Source organism: Mycobacterium sp. MYCO198283, assembly GCF_021213805.1.
GTDB lineage: Bacteria > Actinomycetota > Actinomycetes > Mycobacteriales > Mycobacteriaceae > Mycobacterium.
In genome coordinates this window covers 19,646-37,498 of the sequence record NZ_JAJQJI010000001.1, presented here as the reverse complement: position 1 = coordinate 37,498, position 17,853 = coordinate 19,646, and the positions used below count along the sequence as shown (strand labels likewise).

The window sequence follows — 17,853 nt, the reverse complement described above, 5'->3', positions numbered from 1 at the left end:
ATCTCCGGCAATGCCGCAATCCTGACCAATAAGACCAACATAATGAGGAAGCATGACCGCAACCGCCGTGCCCGGTGCCGGGCAGTACGAGCTGAGCCAGCTGCGCTCGCTGGAGGCCGAGGCGATCCACATCATCCGCGAGGTCGCCGCCGAGTTCGAGCGACCGGTGCTGCTGTTCTCCGGCGGCAAGGACTCGATCGTCATGCTGCATCTGGCGCTCAAGGCGTTCGCGCCGGCGCGGCTGCCGTTTCCGGTGATGCACGTCGACACCGGGCACAACTTCGACGAGGTGATCGAGACCCGCGACCGGCTGGTCGCCGAGAACGGGGTGCGGCTCGTCGTCGCGTCCGTGCAGGACGACATCGACGCCGGCCGGGTCGTCGACAACGGGCCGTCGCGCAACCCGCTGCAGACCGTGACGCTGCTGCGCGCCATCCGCGAGAACCGCTTCGACGCCGCGTTCGGCGGTGCGCGCCGCGACGAGGAGAAGGCCCGCGCCAAGGAGCGGGTGTTCAGCTTCCGCGACGAGTTCGGCCAGTGGGATCCGAAGGCGCAGCGGCCCGAGCTGTGGAACCTCTACAACGGCCGGCACCGCAAGGGCGAGCACATCCGGGTCTTCCCGTTGAGCAATTGGACCGAGTACGACATCTGGGCCTACATCGGCGCCGAGCGCATCACGCTGCCCGCGATCTACTACGCCCACACCCGGCCGGTGTTCGCCCGCGACGGGATGCTCTTGGCCGTCCACCGGTTCATGCAGCCGCGCGAGGACGAAGAGGTGGTGCAGAAGAGCGTGCGGTTCCGCACCGTCGGGGACGTGACCTGTACCGGCTGCGTCGAATCGACCGCCGCCACCGTCGAGGACATCATCGCCGAGACCGCCGTGTCGCGGCTGACCGAGCGGGGTGCGACCCGCGCCGATGACCGGATCTCCGAAGCCGGGATGGAAGACCGCAAGCGTGAGGGGTACTTCTGATGTGGGGCGAGCGAAGCGACGGGGTATCTGCTGGGACGACGCTGCTTCGCATCGCGACCGCCGGCTCGGTCGACGACGGCAAGTCGACGCTGATCGGCCGGCTGCTCTATGACAGCAAAGCCGTCATGGAAGACCAGCTCGCCGCCGTCGAGCGCACCTCCAAGGAACGCGGCAACGACTACACCGACCTCGCGCTGGTCACCGACGGGCTGCGCTCCGAGCGGGAGCAGGGCATCACGATCGACGTCGCCTACCGCTACTTCGCCACGGCCAAGCGGAAATTCATCATCGCCGACACCCCCGGCCACATCCAGTACACCCGGAACATGGTCACCGGCACGTCGACCGCGGAACTGGTGATCGTGCTCGTCGACGCCCGGCACGGCCTGCTCGAACAGTCGCGCCGGCACGCCTTTCTGGCGTCGCTGCTCGGCGTTCAGCATGTGGTGCTGGCGATCAACAAGATGGACCTGATCGATTGGAGCCAGGAGAAGTTCGAGCAGATCCGCGACGAATTCCACGCGTTCGCGGCCCGGCTCGACATCGGCGACGTCACCACCATCCCGATGTCCGCGCTGCTCGGCGACAACGTCGTCACCAAGTCGGAGAACACGCCCTGGTACGACGGTCCGGCGCTGCTGAGCCACCTGGAGGAGGTGTACATCGCGGGCGACCGCAACCTCGTCGACGTCCGTTTCCCGGTGCAGTACGTCATCCGGCCGCAGACCCGCGAGCACGCCGACCACCGCAGCTACGCCGGCACCGTCGCGGGCGGTGTGATGCGGGTGGGCGACGAGGTGGTGGTGCTGCCCAGCGGGCGCACGTCGACCATCACCGCGATCGATTCGCCGACCGGCCCGGTGACCGAGGCGTTTCCGCCGATGGCGGTGTCGGTCAGCTTGGCCGACGACATCGACATCTCCCGCGGCGACATGCTGGCGCGCCCGAACAACCGCCCGCAGGTGACCAGCGAGTTCGACGCCACGGTGTGTTGGATGGGTGACGATTCCGCGCTCGAACCCGGACGCGATTACCTGATCAAGCAGACCACGAGGACGACGCGCGCCCGGGTGGTCTCGTTGGACTACCGGCTCGACGTCAACACACTGCACCGCGACAAGGGCGCCACCGCCCTGAAGCTCAACGAACTCGGCCGGGTCACGCTGCGCACGCAGCAGCCGCTGCTGCTCGACGAGTACAGCCGCAACTCCGCCACCGGGTCGTTCATCCTGATCGATCCGGACACCTTCGGCACCGTGGCCGCCGGGATGGTGCGGGCCACCACCCCGGTTGCCGAACGCAAGGCAACGCCGAACACGGTCCGCCACCAGTCGTTGGTGAGCGCCGCGGACCGGCTGTCGAAGGGCCGCACGGTGTGGTTCACCGGGTTGTCGGGTTCGGGCAAGTCGTCGGTGGCGATGCGGGTGGAGCAGAAGCTGCTCGAACGCGGGTGTCCCGCTTACGTTCTCGACGGCGACAACCTGCGCCACGGGTTGAACGCCGACCTCGGGTTCTCCATGGCGGACCGTGCGGAGAACCTGCGCCGGCTCGCCCACATCGCGACGTTGATGGCCGACTCCGGGCTGACGGTGTTGGTGCCGGCGATCAGCCCGCTCAACGAGCACCGGGAGCTCGCCCGCGCCGTGCACGCCGCCCAGGGCTTCGACTTCGTCGAGGTGTTCATGGACACCCCGCTGTCGGACTGCGAGGCGCGTGACCCGAAGGGGTTGTACGCCAAGGCACGAGCTGGCGAGATCACCCACTTCACCGGGATCGACAGCCCGTACCAGCGGCCCAAGGACCCCGACCTGCGGCTCACGCCGGACGTGACGCTCGACGAGATGGCCGACCGCGTGATCGAGCTGCTGGACGGCCGGGCATGAGCAACGACCACGAACTGGCCGCCCGGCTGGCGACCGCGGCCGGGGAACTGCTGCTGCGGGTCCGCGCGGAGTTCGCCGACGCGCCGGCCGCCGAGCGAAAAGCGGCCGGCGACAGGCGGTCCCATGAGTTCTTGATGGCGGCGCTGGCCGACGCCCGGCCCGGCGACGCCGTGCTGTCCGAGGAGGGTGCCGACGATCCGGTGCGGCTGTCGGCGGACCGGGTGTGGATCGTCGACCCGCTCGACGGCACCCGCGAGTTCTCCGAGGCCGGGCGCGACGATTGGGCGGTGCACGTGGCGCTGTGGGTGCGGGGCGAGGATCACGCCGGCGACATCGTCGCCGGTGCGGTCGCGCTGCCCGCGCAGGGCGTCACGCTGGCCACCCCGGAGGTGGCGGCGCCGCCGTCGCCGCCGGCCGTCCCGCGGATCGTCGTCTCGCGGACGAGGCCGCCGCAGCTCGCGCTCGACGTGCGTGACGCGCTGGGCGGCACGCTGGTCGAAATGGGTTCGGCCGGGGCCAAGGTTGCGTCGGTGGTGCAGGGTCGGTCGGATGTGTACGTGCACGCGGGCGGGCAGTACGAGTGGGACAACGCCGCGCCGTTCGCGGTGGCCCGGGCCGCGGGCCTGCACGCATCGCGCATCGACGGGGCGCCGCTGCGCTACAACCAGCCCGATCCGACCCTGCCCGACCTGGTGATCTGCCGGCCCGAGCTGGCCGCGGCGGTGCTGGCGGTCACCAGCTGATGCGCATGTCGGCCAAGGCGGAGTACGCCGTGCGGGCAATGATCCAGCTCGCCACCGTGGGCGCCGGCGTGAAGGTGAAGACCGACGAGCTGGCCCGGGCGCAGGACATCCCGCCGCAGTTCCTGGTCGACATCCTGTCCGACCTGCGCGCCGACCACCTGGTGCGCAGTCACCGCGGCCGCGACGGCGGCTACGAGTTGGCCCGCCCCGCCGACCGCATCAGCATCGCCGACGTGTTGCGCTGCATCGACGGGCCGCTGGCCAGCGTCCGCGACATCGGGCTCGGCGACCTGCGCTACGCGGGGCCGACCGCCGCGCTCACCGACGTGTGGCGGGCGCTGCGGGCGAGCATGCGCTCGGTGCTGGAGGAGACCACGCTGGCCGACGTCGCGGGTGGCGCGCTGCCGCCGCACGTGGCCGGGCTCGCCGACGCGTACCGGGCGCAGGAGCGCCAACGCCGGCCCGGCACGGCCGGTTAGCGCGAGCCGGTCACCGTCACGTCGCCGTTCTCGGTGTGGGCGTCGACCGTCGTCGCGGCGCGTGCCGGATCCGACGTCTCCGGAACCGTCACCTCGGTGTCGCCGTTGCGGGCCTGCGTCCGCACCAGGAAGGGCCCCGGTCCGCTCAGTTGCAGCGCGACGTCGCCGTTGCGGCTGCCGGCGTCGACCGTGTCGGGGCCGTCGGCCGCGAAGCGGGCTTCGACGTCGCCGTTGCCGGCGGTGGCGGTGAACGACTGCTGCACCGCGTAGTCGGCGCGGGTGCGCACCGACCCGTTGCGTACGGCCACGTCGACCCTGGTGGCGCTGCCGCGCAGCACCACGGCGCCGTTGTCGAGGCGGGCGGTCAGCGCGTCGAGGGCTCCGTCGACCCGCAGCATGCCGTTGCGCTGCGTGGTGTCGACGGCCAGCCGGCGGGCGGTGGCGGGCGGCAGTGTCACGTCGAGTTCGGCCGGTCCCCAGCCGGGCCAGCCGCCGCCGAACCCGTCGCCGCGGTCGTCGCCGGCGGCCTGCAGTCGCACCCGATCGCCTTCGGTGGTGACCTGCAGCCGGCGGTCGGCGCCGCGGAACGACAGCGCGGTGAGCTCGACACGCGGTTCGCGGGCCTTCTCGTCGGTGTGGATCTGGATGCGCACACCGGTGTCGCCACCGTCGATGACGAGCGAACGCATGGCGGCGGGCAGGGGCTGGCTGTCGGTGAGCACGCGCGCGGTGCCGATGCCCACTGCGCCGACGGCCAGCGTGCCGACGGTCGCGAGCAGGGTCAGCGACGCGACGACGACGAGAGCGACCCGGACGGCGACGCGGGTGCCGGGGGACACGGACGGTGGTGGCGTGGCAGCGGTCATGCGAAGTCCTCGTCTCGGGGGTGGGTGTTCTCGAGGTAGCGGAGCACCGCGAGGACGCGGCGGTTCCCGCTGTCGTCGGGTGCCAGGCCGAGCTTGGTGAAGATGGCGGCGATGTGCTTTTCCGCCGAGCCGGTGGAGATGTGCAGCGTCGCGGCGATCGCGGAGTTGGTGCGGCCTTCGGCCATCAGCTGCAGCACGTCGCGTTCGCGCGGTGTCAGCGCGTCGAGGACGGCTCGGCGGTGGCTGCGCACCAGGATCTGCGACACCACTTCCGGATCGAGCACCGTGCCGCCGGAGCCGACGACGGCGACCGCGTCGAGGAACGCCGGGACGTCGGCCACCCGGTCCTTCAGCAGGTAGCCGAAGCCGCGGGTGTCCGAGGCGATCAGCTCGGCGGCGTAGCGCTCCTCGACGTAGTGGGACAGCACGAGCACCGGTGATTCGGGGTTCTGCGTGCGCAGCAGTGCGGCGGCCCGGATGCCCTCGTCGGTGAACGTCGGCGGCATCCGGACGTCGACGATCGCGAGGTCCGGCCGCGTCTCGTTGACGATGCGCAGCAGATCGGTGGCGTCGGGCACGCCGGCGACGACCTCGTGGCCGGCGTCGTCGAGGATGCGCTCGATGCCCGCGCGCAGGAGCGCCGAGTCCTCCGCGATCACGATCCGCATGGGAGCTCCGCGGTGACGATCGTCGGCCCGGTCGGCGGGCTCGACACCGAAAAGGTGCCGCGGGCGGCGCGCACGCGTTGCGCCAGCCCGCGCAGACCGGTCGCGTCCGCACCGTCGGCGGCGATGACGGCGCCGCCGCGGCCGTCGTCGAACACCGACACGTGCAGCCGGTCGGTGGTCTGGTCGTGCCGGACGGTGACCACCGCGGTCGACGCGCCGGCATGGCGCGCGACGTTGGTCAGCGCCTCGGCGACGACGAAGTAGGCGCACGCCTCGACCTCCTCGGGCAGCCGACGCGGCAGTTCCAGGTGCAGCGTCGTCGGCACGCCGGAGTTCTGCGCGCGCTGCACCACGGCCGACAGCGCCGCGTCGAGCCCGCGGTCGGCGAGGATGGTCGGCGCGATGCCGCGGACGACGTTGCGCAGCTCGGCGAGCGCGGCCTTCGCGTCGTCGTGCGCCTCGCCGATCAGCGCCTTGGCGGCGGCCGGATCGTCGTCGAACTTCGTGCGGGCCAGGCCGATCGTCATGGCCAGCGACACCAGCCGCGGCTGGACGCCGTCGTGGAGGTCGCGCTCGATGCGGCTGCGTTCCTGCTGTGCGGACGTGACGGCGCCGGCGCGGGCGTCGGCGAGCGCGGTGACCTCCGATTCCAGCGCGGCGGTGCGCGACGGCGACAGCAGCCAGCGGTCGATCACGGCGTCGAGCGCCGGGGCGATGACCAGGATGGCGATCGCGGCGGCCAGCGCGACGACGGCCAACAGCACGGCGAGCGGGGTCGGCAGGAAGCGCAGCCCCGCGGCCTGGTCGCTGCGGCTGACGGCGATCGCGGCGGGCGGCGCGAGGAACGCGAACGCGAGCAGCGCGACGGCGACGGCGACGGCGGCCGTGTCGTAGAGCGCGCGCAGCAGGTGGTGGGCGCACGCCTTCCAGAACCGCGCGCTGCTGTAGTCCAGCAGCAATTGGTGCGCCCAGCCCTTGAACCCGTCGAAGGGGGTGCGCTTGCGGACGGGCACGGCGATGCCCATGCCGAAGACCGCTTCGCTGCGCACCCGTTCGGCGTGTTCGACCCCGCGCATCAGGTAGGCGAACACCACGGCGGCCACCAGGAAACCGACCAGCGACAGGATCGACGAGAGCCCGGCGACGAGGATCGTGATCGGGATCCACAGCCAGAGCACGCCGATCACGGCGCCGCACACCAGCGACGCGGTGGGCAGCACGCCGAGGTGACCGCCGAACCGGCGGCGCGGTGGGGTGACGGGCGGGGGCGGTGCCGTATCGGGCAGGACTGCGACCATGGCACCAACCGTAGGAACGCGGCCGCCGTGGCGGTACGGCGTTTTCCGGAGTTTCCGGCGGGGGTTAACCCCCGTGTTGCGCCGCGAACAGCGCCCGCACCGTGTCGACGGTGTCGGCGTCGGCGGCGGTCTTGTCGTCGCGGTAGCGCAGCACCCGCGCGAACCGCAGCGCCATGCCGCCCGGATAGCGGGTGGACGCCTGGATGCCGTCGAACGCGATCTCGACGACCTGTTCGGGCCGGACCGCAACGACGTAGCCGTCGGTGGGGCCGTCGGCGAGCTCGGTGAAGCGGCGGGTCTGCCACTCGAGCATCTCGTCGGTCATGCCCTTGAATGTCTTACCGAGCATCACGAACCCGCCGTCGGGATGGCGGGCGCCGAGGTGGATGTTCGACAGCTTGCCCTGGCGGCGGCCCGATCCCCATTCGACGGCCAGCACCACCAGGTCGAGCGTGTGGGCGGTCTTCACCTTGAGCCAGGCGGCGCCGCGTCGTCCCGCCTCGTACGGCGCGCCGACCGCCTTGGCCATGACGCCCTCGTGTCCGGCGTCGAGGGTGCGCTGCAGAAACGCCTGCGCCGCAACGGGATCGGTGGTGCGCAGCCGGTCGACCCGCGCGGCGGGCGGCACGATGCGGTCGAGGATCGCGTGCCGGTCGGCGGTGGGCGCGTCGAGCAACTGGTCGCCGTCGACGGCCAGCACGTCGAACACGAACGCCGACATCGGCAGCTGGTCGGGTGTCACCGTCCGCCGCCCGAAACGCGATGCGGTCACCTGGAACGGCTGGGGGCGGCCGTCGGCGCGCAGCGCGATGGCCTCGCCGTCGGCGACGAGCGACCGCACCGGCAGCGCGCGGATCGCGTCGACCACCTCGGGCAGCCGCGCCGTCACGTCGTCGAGGCTGCGGGTGTAGAGCGCGACGTCGGCGCCGTCGCGGTGGATCTGCAGGCGGGCGCCGTCGAGTTTCGCCTCGAAAATAGCCTCGCCGCCCAGCGCGTCGAGCGCATCGGTTACCGACGACGCGGACTGCGCGAGCATCGGGCCGACCGGACGCATCACCTGCAGCCGGAACTCCGCGAGCGCGGCCGCGCCGCCGGTCAAGGTCGCGGCGGCCACGGCGGGCAGATCGCCGCGCAGCATCGCCGCCCGACGCACCCCGTCGGCCGGCAGCTGCGCCGCCGCCGCGATCGCCTCGGTCATCACGCCGAGGAGCGCGCCCTGCCGCAGTTCACCGCCCAGCAGGCGACGCAGGAACAGCTGCTCGTCGGCGGTGGCGGCGCCGAACAGCTCGCCGAGCAGGCCGGCCCGCCGCTCCTTGGACCCCTTGCCGCTGGTGGCTTTGATCTCGTCGAACGTCCGGTGCACCGCTGCGACGGCGAGCGACGGCTGCGCCGCCGGTTCCGGCAGGGTGCGCAGTGACGCCCACCCGACGCCGATCTGTCGTTGCGGTAGGTCGCCCGCCAGCCAGGACACCACGACGGCGACGTCGTCGGGGTCGACCCGCCGCAACAGCTCGGCCAGCAGCCGCGTCTTCGTCAGCCGCGACCGGGTGGCGGCCACCTCCCGGGAGGCGGTCGCGACGTCGGCGAGCGCGGTCACGGCTTCGATCGAACCACGGGTCACCGACACGTCGGTTGCGCCGGGCGTCGTCACCTCGAGATCGGGAATAGCGAAGCGGCCGGCGGTGTTCGCGCTTGACATGAGCAACGACGTGGAACTGAGCCCCACCGACTGGGTTCGCGAGCAGACCGAGCGCATCCTGGCCCAGGGCACGACGGAGGGCGTCAAGGTATTCGATCGGCCGGTCGTGTTGTTCACCACGATCGGCGCGAAGTCCGGCAAGAAGCGGTACGTGCCGCTGATGCGGGTCGAGGAGAACGGCCGCTACGCGATGGTGGCGTCGAAGGGCGGCGATCCGAAGCACCCGAGCTGGTACTTCAACGTCAAGTCGAACCCCAAGGTGACGGTGCAGGACGGCGACAAGGTGTTCGAGGGCACTGCCCGCGAAGTCGACGGCGCCGAGCGCGAGCACTGGTGGGAACTCGCCGTGGCCGCCTACCCGCCCTACGCCGAGTATCAGGCGAAGACCGATCGCCAGATCCCGGTGTTCGTGGTCGAGTAAGCGCTCTGCAGCGGCGGCGGCCGGTTGTCCCCAGCCGCGGGTTTGTCCACAGGTTCGACTGCTCGCCCTGGCTGTCGAACGTGTGTGCGAATACTGTGGGTGGTGTGAATCCCGACGCGGCGTACCTGCCCGACTTCGAGCGCTAGGCGCGGACGTGGCAGTCCGGCGCGCATCGGCCCGACCGGTGGCGGCGGCGGTGGTCGCCTTCGACGTGCTCAGCGATACCATCGGCCGGCAGATGCACGTCGTGAACATGGCCGACGTCGCCCGCCGTGTCACCTCGGGCCGGGCTCCGCCGCCCGCGTGGATGCGCCGCCGCATCGGTGGGTAGACAACAGGCACCGGTCAGCTACCTCGCCGCGCATAAGCAATGTCGTACCGTCCGGGTATACGGAGTGATTCGGCAAACAACGACTCGACGGGAGGGAAGCAATGCCGTACAGCCCAGCGCAGGACGCGCGCGAGGTGCTCGACAAGTATTGGGGCGACAGCGGCGGCGATCGCGACCGCGTCACGATCTACGGCGATGTCGATATTGGGTACATATCAACTTCGACCATACCGCCCGACTTGCGACCGACGTGCGTGTCCTGCATTCTCCGGGAACGAGGCGATCAGCGTGCTTGGGCCGGTGATGCAGGTTTGGCCATGCCGCACGCCACCCAACAGGCAGCGGAGACAGGCCTACTCGCCGTGGCCAACCTGCACGCCGCTGGCGGCTCCTAGGCCGAAATCGCGCACGTTTTGGGCGGAGAGATACACGAAGTTCAACCGCGCTCTGGTCAGTCGACCTGCGTCCGCTGGCTTAATCGGGTCGGATCAGCGCTCGCCCCTATCCTGAATGCAAGAACACGCCGACGGCTACGGCAGCTACTCCTGCCGCCAGGGAAGTGCTGCAGCGCCTTCGTTGGCGCTATCGAAACCTCCGCCGACCGTCGGGGACGCGCCTCACCGATTTGATCGGCGTGCAGGGAGCGGGGCCGGCCGAAGTCGCGCCTCCACCCGCCCAACGACCTATCGCAGGGAGGCGCTTGGCGAGCGGATCGTAGTTCGCATAGCGATCAGCGGGAGAGATCACGCCGATTAGTGCGCTTCACTGCTGCGGCACCGCCTTCGTTCAGTGGCCCGTCGACAAGCTCGATCAAGATTGGCGCGACAACACTTTGGTCTATGTGCTTGAGGGGCTCCCAAACAAGCGGGTGCACGCCTTGCATCGGGCCGAGTAAAGCCAGGGTAATCGACGTGGCGGCACCAACCGTCCGCGTAGTCGGTCTCGTTGAAGCAGGCCGACCCGTCCTCTCGGAAGCGAGAACAACACCTTCTCGGTGACATAACGCTCAGCCGCCAGTAGCGTTGATGTAGTCGCACGACAAGAGTTGCGACACCGCCGGAAAGCGATTCAAATCCTGCGATCTCATCGGATTCATGATCCTAGTTGCGTTGGATGCACCGCACCGCGATTCGCCGGTCAGTCTTCATCAGCTCCGGTCCTCAGCGGTCCAACAAGCTCAGCGAGGCGTAGCTTCGCTAGATCGAAAGGCGCCTCAGAGGGCCGAATAGGTCTATCGCCGACTGCGCAGCGTGTGGTGAACGGCGAAAGCTATCCATACGACGGTCCACATGCCGCCCCACAGCAGCCACATCCGCCGAAGACGGCTCCGAAGCCACCTGTGTCCGGGTCGCTTGCCGTCGAGAACATCACCATGGCAGGAATGACTGTGCCGAGCAGCGCGAATATGGCCAGGAGCGCGAACCCGTAATGGATCGTGAACCTGCTCTCACCGGAGTTGGTGGTCGGCGGTGCGCTCTGCGGCGGCGCAAACGGACCCCAATTGGTGCCATCGAACCAACGCTGTTGGCCCGTGTATGGATCTGGATACCAGCCGGCAGGCGGTGGTGTTGCATCCCCCATGGCGGCGAATAGTAGCTACCAATTGGACGCCGATATGCGATTTCGGCGCCAGAGGCGAGTCGATGTCGTCCGTCCAACGGACGAGGCGAGTAGGTGGAGCGTGGGCCACGACCGGCGCGAAGTGCGCGTCGAACGTGAGCGGATAGCGCGCAGATAGCACGCGACATCCGGCTCGCACGAATTCGCTGTCTGACCCTGGTGCCCCCGGCAGGATTCGAACCTGCGGCCTTCTGCTCCGGAGGCAGACGCTCTATCCCCTGAGCTACGGGGGCGCATGACATGACGTGCGCCGATGGGCGTGGTCAGCGTAGCGCATCACCGCGGGTTGACGATTCGGGGCTAGCGGACCGCAGCCCATAGGATGGACGGTCGTGACACCCGCCGACCTCGCCGACCTGCTCAAGAACACCGCGACCGCGGTGCTGGCCGAGCGTGACCTGGACACGGCGGCGCTGCCGGAGGCGGTCACGGTGGAGCGTCCGCGCAACCCCGAGCACGGCGACTACGCGACCAACCTGGCGCTGCAGCTCGGCAAGAGGGTCGGCGTCTCCCCGCGCGACCTCGCCGATTGGCTGGCGGCGGCGCTGGAGGAAAGCCCCGGGATAAAAGCCGCCGAGGTGGCGGGTCCGGGTTTCGTGAACCTGCGCATCGAGGCGTCGGCGCAGAACGAGATCGTCGCCGGCGTCATCGCCGCCGGCGCCGCCTACGGCCATTCGCAGGACTACGCCGGCACCCGCATCAACCTCGAGTTCGTCTCGGCCAACCCGACCGGCCCCATCCACATCGGCGGTACCCGGTGGGCCGCGGTGGGCGACGCGCTGGGTCGGCTGCTGTCGACCCAGGGCGCCGCCGTCACCCGTGAGTACTACTTCAACGACCACGGCGCGCAGATCGACCGCTTCGTCGACTCGCTGATCGCCGCCGCGAGAAACGAGCCGACGCCCGAGGACGGCTATGCCGGCGCCTACATCGGGGACATCGCGGCCCAGGTGCGCGAGGTGGCGCCCGACATCCTCAACCAGCCGGACGACCGGATGCGCGAGTCGTTCCGGTCCATCGGCGTCGACCTGATGTTCACCCACATCAAGCAGTCCCTGCACGACTTCGGCACCGACTTCGACGTGTTCACCCACGAGGACTCGATGCACACCAGCGGTCGCGTCGAGCAGGCCATCGCGAAGCTGCGCGCGAACGGCGCCATCTACGAGAAGGACGGCGCGACCTGGCTGCGCACCACCGAGTTCGGTGACGACAAGGATCGGGTCGTCATCAAGAGCGACGGCAACCCGGCCTACATCGCCGGTGACCTCGCGTACTACCTCGACAAGCGCCAGCGTGGCTTCGACCTCTGCATCTACATGCTCGGCGCCGACCACCACGGCTACATCGCCCGACTCAAGGCCGCCGCGGCGGCGCTCGGCGACAACCCCGACACCGTCGAGGTGCTCATCGGTCAGCTGGTGAACCTCGTGCGCGACGGCCAGCCCGTCCGGATGAGCAAGCGCGCCGGCACGGTCATCACGCTCGACGACTTGGTCGAGGCGATCGGCGTGGACGCCGCCCGCTATTCGCTGACCCGCTCGTCGGTGGACACCCCGATCGACATCGACCTGTCGCTGTGGTCCTCGGCGTCGAACGAAAACCCGGTCTACTACGTGCAATACGCGCACGCCCGGCTGTCGGCGTTGGCGCGCAACGCCGCCGATCTCGGCATCGCGCCGGCCACCGAGCACCTGGAGCTGCTGACCCACGACAAAGAGGGCGCGCTCATCCGCAACCTCGGCGAGTTCCCGCGGATCCTCAATAGCGCTGCGGCGCTGCGGGAACCGCACCGCGTCTGCCGGTATCTGGAGGACCTCGCGGGCGATTACCACCGCTTCTACGACTCCTGCCGCGTGCTGCCGCTGGGCGACGAAGAACCGGGCGACCTGCACGCCGCCCGTCTCGCGCTGTGCGCGGCCACCCGGCAGGTGATCGCCAACGGGCTCCACATCCTCGGCGTCACCGCCCCGGAGCGCATGTGAACGCCCACCCCGCCGGCCCCCGCCACGCCGAGGAGATCAGCCACGCCGGCGCGCCGCCGCGGCCGTCGTCGGCGCAGGAGATGCTCACCCTCGCGCCGAACGTCTGGCCGCGCAGCACGGTCCGCGACGACGACGGCGTCGCCCACATCGGCGGTGTCGCGGTCACGGAGTTGGCACAGCAGTACGGCACACCGCTGTTCGTCATCGACGAGGACGATTTCCGCTCCCGCTGCCGCGACATGGTCGAGGCGTTCGGCGGCGGCGACAACGTGCGCTACGCCGCAAAGGCGTTTCTGTGCAGCGAGATCGCCCGCTGGCTCGACGAGGAGGGCCTGGCGCTCGACGTCTGCTCGGGCGGCGAGCTCGCCGTTGCGCTGCATGCCGGCTTCCCCGCCGAGCGAATGGCGTTGCACGGCAACAACAAATCGATCGCCGAGCTCGCGGCAGCCGTCACGGCGGGGGTGGGCCACGTCGTCGTCGACTCGCTCACCGAGATCGAGCGCCTCGACGCCATCGCCGCCGACGCCGGCACCGTGCAGGACGTGCTGATCCGCGTGACCGTCGGCGTCGAAGCCCACACGCACGAGTTCATCTCGACCGCGCACGAGGACCAGAAGTTCGGGCTGTCGCTGGCCGGCGGTCAGGCGATGGCGGCCGTGCGCCGCGTGTTCGCCGCCGACCACCTGCGGTTGGTGGGGTTGCACAGCCACATCGGCTCGCAGATCTTCGACGTCGGCGGCTTCGAGATCGCCGCCCGGCGGGTCTTGCGGTTGTTGCACGACGTGGTCGACGAGTTCGGCGTCGACAAGACGAGCCAGATCGCGACGGTCGACCTGGGTGGCGGTCTGGGCATCTCATATCTGCCGCAAGACGATCCGCCGCCGGTCGGCGAGCTGGCCGACAAACTGAGCGCGATCGTCCGCAACGAGGCCGACGCGCTGGGGCTGCCGACGCCGCAGCTCGTCGTCGAGCCCGGCCGCGCGATCGCCGGCCCCGGCACCATCACGCTCTACGAGGTGGGAACCGTGAAAGACGTTGCGGTGTCGTCGAACTCGCATCGGCGCTACGTCAGCGTCGACGGCGGCATGAGCGACAACATCCGCACCTCGCTCTACGGCGCGCAGTACGACGCGCGGCTGGTGTCTCGCCGCAGCGACGCACCGCCCGCGCTCGCCCGCATCGTCGGAAAGCATTGCGAGAGCGGCGACATCGTCGTGCGCGACACCTGGGTGTCCGACGACATCGCGCCGGGCGACCTGATCGGTGTCGCCGCCACCGGCGCCTACTGCTATTCCATGTCGAGCCGTTACAACCTGATCGGCCGCCCGGCGGTGGTGGCCGTGCGCGACGGGCAGGCGCGGGTGATCCTGCGCCGCGAGACGGTCGACGATCTGTTGAGTCTGGAGGTGACCGCTCGATGAGCAGCACGGATAAGCCGGTCGGCGTGGCGGTGCTCGGCCTGGGCAATGTCGGCAGCGAAGTGGTGCGCATCATCGGGCAGAGCGCCGCCGACCTCGCCGCCCGCATCGGCGCGCCGCTCGAACTGCGCGGTGTCGGTGTGCGTCGCGTCGCCGACGACCGCGGGGTCCCCGCCGCACTGCTCACCACCGACATCGACGACCTGGTCGCCCGCGACGACGTCGACATCGTCGTCGAGCTGATGGGTCCCGTGGAACCGGCGCACAAGGCCATCCTCGGCGCGCTGGAGCGCGGCAAGTCGGTGGTGACCGCCAACAAGGCGCTGCTCGCGCAATCCACCGGCGAGCTGTCGCAGGCCGCCGAGCGCGCCCACGTCGACCTCTACTTCGAGGCCGCGGTCGCCGGCGCGATCCCGGTGATCCGGCCGCTCACCCAGTCGCTGGCCGGCGACTCGGTGGTCCGGGTGGCGGGCATCGTCAACGGCACCACCAACTACATCCTGTCGGCCATGGACAGCACCGGCGCCGACTACGACAGCGCGCTCGCCGAGGCCGGGGCACTCGGTTACGCCGAGGCCGATCCCACCGCCGACGTCGAGGGGTACGACGCCGCCGCGAAGGCCGCGATCCTGGCCTCCATCGCGTTCCACACCCGGATCACGGCCGACGACGTCTACCGCGAGGGCATCACCAAGGTCACCGCCGAGGACTTCCAGTCGGCACGCGCGCTCGGCTGCACCATCAAGCTGCTGTCGATCTGCGAACGTATTTCCGGCGACGGCCAGGAGCGCGTCTCGGCGCGGGTGTATCCGGCGCTGGTGCCGCTGACCCATCCGCTCGCCGCGGTCACCGGCGCCTTCAACGCGGTGGTCGTCGAGGCCGAAGCCGCCGGTCGGCTGATGTTCTACGGCCAGGGCGCGGGCGGTGCGCCCACCGCGTCGGCGGTGATGGGCGATCTGGTGATGGCGGCCCGCAACCGGGTGCAGGGCGGTCGCGGACCGCGCGAGTCCAAGTACGCGCAGCTGCCCGTGGCCCCCATCGGCGTCGTCCCGACCCGCTACTACGTCAGCATCAACGTCGACGACCGCCCGGGCGTACTCGCCTCCGTCGCCACGGAATTCGGCACCCGGGGTGTCAGCATCGCCGAGGTGCGCCAGGAAGGCGTCGTGGAGGACGGCCAGCGCGTCGGCGCCCGCGTCGTCGTCGTGACGCACACGGCCACCGACGCCGCGCTCTCCGAGACCGTCGCCGCGCTACAGGACCTGGAAGCCGTGCGCGAGGTCACCAGCGTGCTGCGCCTGGAAGGCTTCAGCGAATGATCAAGCGCAAAGCCGAGCCCGTGCACCGGCCCTGGCCCGGGCTCATCGCCGCCTACCGCGACCGGCTCCCCGTCGGCGACGACTGGCAGCCCATCACGCTGCTCGAAGGCGGCACGCCGCTCATCCACGCGCAGTACCTCTCGCAGCTGACCGGCTGCGAGGTGCACCTGAAGGTCGAGGGCCTCAACCCCACCGGCTCCTTCAAGGACCGCGGCATGACGATGGCCGTCACCGACGCCATCGCCCGCGGTCAGCAGGCCGTGCTCTGCGCGTCCACCGGCAACACCTCGGCGTCGGCCGCGGCGTATGCGGCCCGCGCCGGCATCACCTGCGCCGTGCTGGTGCCGCAGGGCAAGATCGCGATGGGCAAGCTGGCGCAGGCCGTCATGCACGGCGCCAAGATCATCCAGATCGACGGCAACTTCGACGACTGCCTCGAACTCGCCCGGAAGATGACCAACGACTTCCCGACCATCGCCCTGGTGAACTCCGTGAACCCGGTGCGCATCGAGGGCCAGAAGACGGCCGCGTTCGAGATCGTCGACGCGCTCGGCCGCGCCCCCGACGTGCACGCCTTGCCGGTCGGCAACGCCGGGAACATCACCGCGTACTGGAAGGGCTACACCGAGTACCACCGCGACGGGCTGGCCGACACGCTGCCGCGGATGCTGGGCACCCAGGCCGCCGGCGCCGCGCCGCTGGTGTCGGGCGAGCCCGTCGCCAACCCCGAGACCGTCGCCACCGCCATCCGCATCGGCTCCCCGGCGTCGTGGCAGCCCGCGGTCGAGGCGCAGCAGGCCTCCGACGGCCGCTTTCTCGCCGCCACCGACGAGCAGATCCTCGCGGCGTACCACCTGATCGCCGAGCGCGAAGGGGTGTTCGTCGAACCGGCGTCCGCCGCGAGCGTCGCCGGCCTGCTGAAGTCCATCGAGGACGGCTGGGTGCAACGCGGGTCGACGGTGGTCTGCACGGTCACCGGCAACGGCTTGAAGGACCCCGACACCGCGCTGCGGGACATGCCGACGGTCTCGCCGGTGCCCGTCGACGCCTCGCTGGTCGTCGCCAAGCTCGGGCTGTCGTAGGGCGGTATCGGGTCCGTGATCTCAACGCTGCCCGCCGGGCTGACGGCTGCGGCCGCGGTGCCCGCCTCGAGCGCCAACCTGGGCCCCGGCTTCGACAGCCTCGGCCTGGCACTCGACTGGTACGACGAGATCAGCGCGCAGACAACGGAATCCGGCTTGCACATCGAGGTCGTCGGCGAAGGCGCCGGCCAGGTTCCCCGCACGCCGGACCACCTGGTGGTGCGGGCCATCCACACCGGACTCGAGGCGATGGGTGTGGCCGTCGCCGGGCTGAAGGTCCGCTGCCGCAACGTCATCCCGCACTCGCGGGGCCTGGGCTCGTCCGCGGCCGCGGTGACCGGCGGGCTCGCCGTCGCGAACGCACTCGTGGCGCAGACCGGGCACCCGATCTTGAGCAGGGCGCAGCTGGTGCAGCTCGCGTCGGAGTTCGAGGGGCATCCGGACAACGCCGCCGCCGCCGTGCTGGGCGGCGCGGTGGTGTCGTGGACCTCGGGCACCGCGGCGACCCCGGTGTACGCGGCGGCGCCGCTGCGCCTGCACCCGGACATCCGGCTGGTGGTGGCGGTCCCCGAGCAGCGCTCGTCCACCGCCGAGACCCGGGTGCTGCTGCCCGACACCGTGCGCCACGACGCCGCCAGCTTCAACGTCAGCCGGGCGGCGCTGCTCGTGGTCGCGCTGACCGAGCGCCCCGATCTGCTGTTCCCCGCGACCGAGGACCTGCTGCACCAGCCGCAGCGCGAGGCCGCCATGCCGGCCTCCGCGGAATACCTGCGCCAGCTGCGTCGTTGTGGCATTGCGGCGGTGCTCTCCGGCGCGGGGCCTTCGGTGATCGCCCTGACCACCGAGCCGGAGCTGCCCGCCGCGGTGACGGCGGCCGGCGTCGCCCACGGGTTCACCATCCGCCCGACGGGCGTGGGGGATGCCGTGCGATGGCGTGCCGGGATCGAAACGGCACGCTGAGCCGGCCGACGACACCGCCGAGGGGTTTCTTGCTTCGGTCACCCAACCGGGTTATCCTCGGTTCCGTCCGGCAACCGCAGCGACTCTACCTGCGCCGACAATAGG

At 70.5% G+C, this 17,853-nt stretch carries 16 protein-coding genes and 1 tRNA gene; 11 read left to right on the top strand and 6 right to left on the bottom strand.

Translation table 11 applies throughout. The features are described from left to right. The first annotated feature begins 52 nt into the window (after window positions 1-52). The 4 genes from cysD to LV457_RS00165 are packed head-to-tail and all read left to right on the top strand — an operon-like array spanning window position 53 to window position 4,081. On the top strand, window positions 53-976 hold the full coding sequence (gene cysD, locus LV457_RS00180; RefSeq protein WP_232168318.1) for a sulfate adenylyltransferase subunit CysD: 924 nt from the start codon (window positions 53-55) through the stop codon (window positions 974-976). Beyond that, window positions 976-2,859, top strand: coding sequence for an adenylyl-sulfate kinase (cysC, locus tag LV457_RS00175; protein ID WP_232168317.1), 1,884 nt, complete (start codon window positions 976-978; stop codon window positions 2,857-2,859). The genes cysD and cysC overlap by 1 nt, the downstream gene beginning before the upstream one ends. Continuing rightward, window positions 2,856-3,602: a 3'(2'),5'-bisphosphate nucleotidase CysQ gene (locus tag LV457_RS00170; protein ID WP_232168316.1), complete on the top strand. Its 747-nt coding sequence runs from the start codon at window positions 2,856-2,858 to the stop codon at window positions 3,600-3,602. Before cysC ends, LV457_RS00170 begins: the two co-directional genes overlap by 4 nt. Beyond that, on the top strand, window positions 3,602-4,081 hold the full coding sequence (locus LV457_RS00165) for an RrF2 family transcriptional regulator (RefSeq protein WP_232168314.1): 480 nt from the start codon (window positions 3,602-3,604) through the stop codon (window positions 4,079-4,081). Before LV457_RS00170 ends, LV457_RS00165 begins: the two co-directional genes overlap by 1 nt. Here LV457_RS00165 and LV457_RS00160 read toward each other — a convergent pair. From LV457_RS00160 to LV457_RS00145, 4 genes are all read right to left on the bottom strand, one after another. Further along, window positions 4,078-4,947, bottom strand: coding sequence for a DUF4097 family beta strand repeat-containing protein (locus tag LV457_RS00160; RefSeq protein ID WP_232168312.1), 870 nt, complete (start codon window positions 4,945-4,947; stop codon window positions 4,078-4,080). The genes LV457_RS00165 and LV457_RS00160 overlap by 4 nt on opposite strands. Next, window positions 4,944-5,615 (bottom strand): response regulator transcription factor, encoded by a 672-nt coding sequence (locus LV457_RS00155; protein WP_232168310.1) that lies wholly within the window; start codon window positions 5,613-5,615, stop codon window positions 4,944-4,946. The genes LV457_RS00160 and LV457_RS00155 overlap by 4 nt, the downstream gene beginning before the upstream one ends. Beyond that, entirely contained in the window at window positions 5,603-6,913 is a 1,311-nt protein-coding gene (locus LV457_RS00150; protein ID WP_232168309.1) for a sensor histidine kinase, read from the bottom strand. The genes LV457_RS00155 and LV457_RS00150 overlap by 13 nt, the downstream gene beginning before the upstream one ends. Window positions 6,914-6,977: 64 nt before the next feature. Continuing rightward, a complete protein-coding gene (locus LV457_RS00145; RefSeq protein WP_232168308.1) occupies window positions 6,978-8,612 on the bottom strand; it encodes an ATP-dependent DNA ligase in 1,635 nt (544 codons plus the stop codon). Between LV457_RS00145 and LV457_RS00140 the strand changes: the two genes are divergently transcribed. Together LV457_RS00140 and LV457_RS00135 are read left to right on the top strand one after the other, a co-directional pair. Further along, on the top strand, window positions 8,611-9,033 hold the full coding sequence (locus LV457_RS00140; protein ID WP_232168307.1) for a nitroreductase family deazaflavin-dependent oxidoreductase: 423 nt from the start codon (window positions 8,611-8,613) through the stop codon (window positions 9,031-9,033). The genes LV457_RS00145 and LV457_RS00140 overlap by 2 nt on opposite strands. Window positions 9,034-9,187: 154 nt before the next feature. Continuing rightward, a complete protein-coding gene (locus LV457_RS00135; RefSeq protein WP_232168306.1) occupies window positions 9,188-9,364 on the top strand; it encodes a hypothetical protein in 177 nt (58 codons plus the stop codon). 1,269 nt (window positions 9,365-10,633) lie between these two features. Here LV457_RS00135 and LV457_RS20240 read toward each other — a convergent pair. Together LV457_RS20240 and LV457_RS00130 are read right to left on the bottom strand one after the other, a co-directional pair. Next, window positions 10,634-10,945: a DUF2510 domain-containing protein gene (locus LV457_RS20240; protein ID WP_374198671.1), complete on the bottom strand. Its 312-nt coding sequence runs from the start codon at window positions 10,943-10,945 to the stop codon at window positions 10,634-10,636. Between the two features lie 196 nt (window positions 10,946-11,141). Continuing rightward, window positions 11,142-11,217, bottom strand: a tRNA-Arg gene (locus tag LV457_RS00130). A gap of 99 nt (window positions 11,218-11,316) precedes the next feature. Here LV457_RS00130 and argS point away from each other — a divergent pair. From argS to thrB, 5 genes are all read left to right on the top strand, one after another. Next, a complete protein-coding gene (gene argS, locus LV457_RS00125; RefSeq protein WP_232168305.1) occupies window positions 11,317-12,969 on the top strand; it encodes an arginine--tRNA ligase in 1,653 nt (550 codons plus the stop codon). An 80-nt stretch (window positions 12,970-13,049) separates the two neighbouring features. Then, a complete protein-coding gene (lysA, locus tag LV457_RS00120; RefSeq protein ID WP_232169164.1) occupies window positions 13,050-14,390 on the top strand; it encodes a diaminopimelate decarboxylase in 1,341 nt (446 codons plus the stop codon). Continuing rightward, entirely contained in the window at window positions 14,387-15,706 is a 1,320-nt protein-coding gene (locus tag LV457_RS00115) for a homoserine dehydrogenase (protein ID WP_232168304.1), read from the top strand. Before lysA ends, LV457_RS00115 begins: the two co-directional genes overlap by 4 nt. Continuing rightward, a complete protein-coding gene (gene thrC, locus LV457_RS00110; RefSeq protein WP_232168303.1) occupies window positions 15,703-16,788 on the top strand; it encodes a threonine synthase in 1,086 nt (361 codons plus the stop codon). The genes LV457_RS00115 and thrC overlap by 4 nt, the downstream gene beginning before the upstream one ends. Window positions 16,789-16,803: 15 nt before the next feature. Beyond that, window positions 16,804-17,748, top strand: coding sequence for a homoserine kinase (gene thrB, locus LV457_RS00105; RefSeq protein ID WP_232168302.1), 945 nt, complete (start codon window positions 16,804-16,806; stop codon window positions 17,746-17,748). The last annotated feature ends 105 nt before the right edge of the window (window positions 17,749-17,853 follow it).

What these genes read in the sequence shown, in the direction of transcription:
- lysA (WP_232169164.1), top strand. Translation starts at nt 13,050, where the DNA reads ATGCTCACCCTCGCGCCGAACGTCTGGCCGCGCAGCACGGTCCGCGAC.
- thrC (WP_232168303.1), top strand. Translation starts at nt 15,703, where the DNA reads ATGATCAAGCGCAAAGCCGAGCCCGTGCACCGGCCCTGGCCCGGGCTC.
- LV457_RS00165 (WP_232168314.1), top strand. Translation starts at nt 3,602, where the DNA reads ATGCGCATGTCGGCCAAGGCGGAGTACGCCGTGCGGGCAATGATCCAG.
- cysC (WP_232168317.1), top strand. Translation starts at nt 976, where the DNA reads ATGTGGGGCGAGCGAAGCGACGGGGTATCTGCTGGGACGACGCTGCTT.
- LV457_RS00115 (WP_232168304.1), top strand. Translation starts at nt 14,387, where the DNA reads ATGAGCAGCACGGATAAGCCGGTCGGCGTGGCGGTGCTCGGCCTGGGC.
- LV457_RS00140 (WP_232168307.1), top strand. Translation starts at nt 8,611, where the DNA reads ATGAGCAACGACGTGGAACTGAGCCCCACCGACTGGGTTCGCGAGCAG.
- LV457_RS20240 (WP_374198671.1), bottom strand. Translation starts at nt 10,945, where the DNA reads ATGGGGGATGCAACACCACCGCCTGCCGGCTGGTATCCAGATCCATAC.
- LV457_RS00155 (WP_232168310.1), bottom strand. Translation starts at nt 5,615, where the DNA reads ATGCGGATCGTGATCGCGGAGGACTCGGCGCTCCTGCGCGCGGGCATC.
- LV457_RS00145 (WP_232168308.1), bottom strand. Translation starts at nt 8,612, where the DNA reads ATGTCAAGCGCGAACACCGCCGGCCGCTTCGCTATTCCCGATCTCGAG.
- LV457_RS00160 (WP_232168312.1), bottom strand. Translation starts at nt 4,947, where the DNA reads ATGACCGCTGCCACGCCACCACCGTCCGTGTCCCCCGGCACCCGCGTC.
- LV457_RS00150 (WP_232168309.1), bottom strand. Translation starts at nt 6,913, where the DNA reads ATGGTCGCAGTCCTGCCCGATACGGCACCGCCCCCGCCCGTCACCCCA.
- LV457_RS00170 (WP_232168316.1), top strand. Translation starts at nt 2,856, where the DNA reads ATGAGCAACGACCACGAACTGGCCGCCCGGCTGGCGACCGCGGCCGGG.
- cysD (WP_232168318.1), top strand. Translation starts at nt 53, where the DNA reads ATGACCGCAACCGCCGTGCCCGGTGCCGGGCAGTACGAGCTGAGCCAG.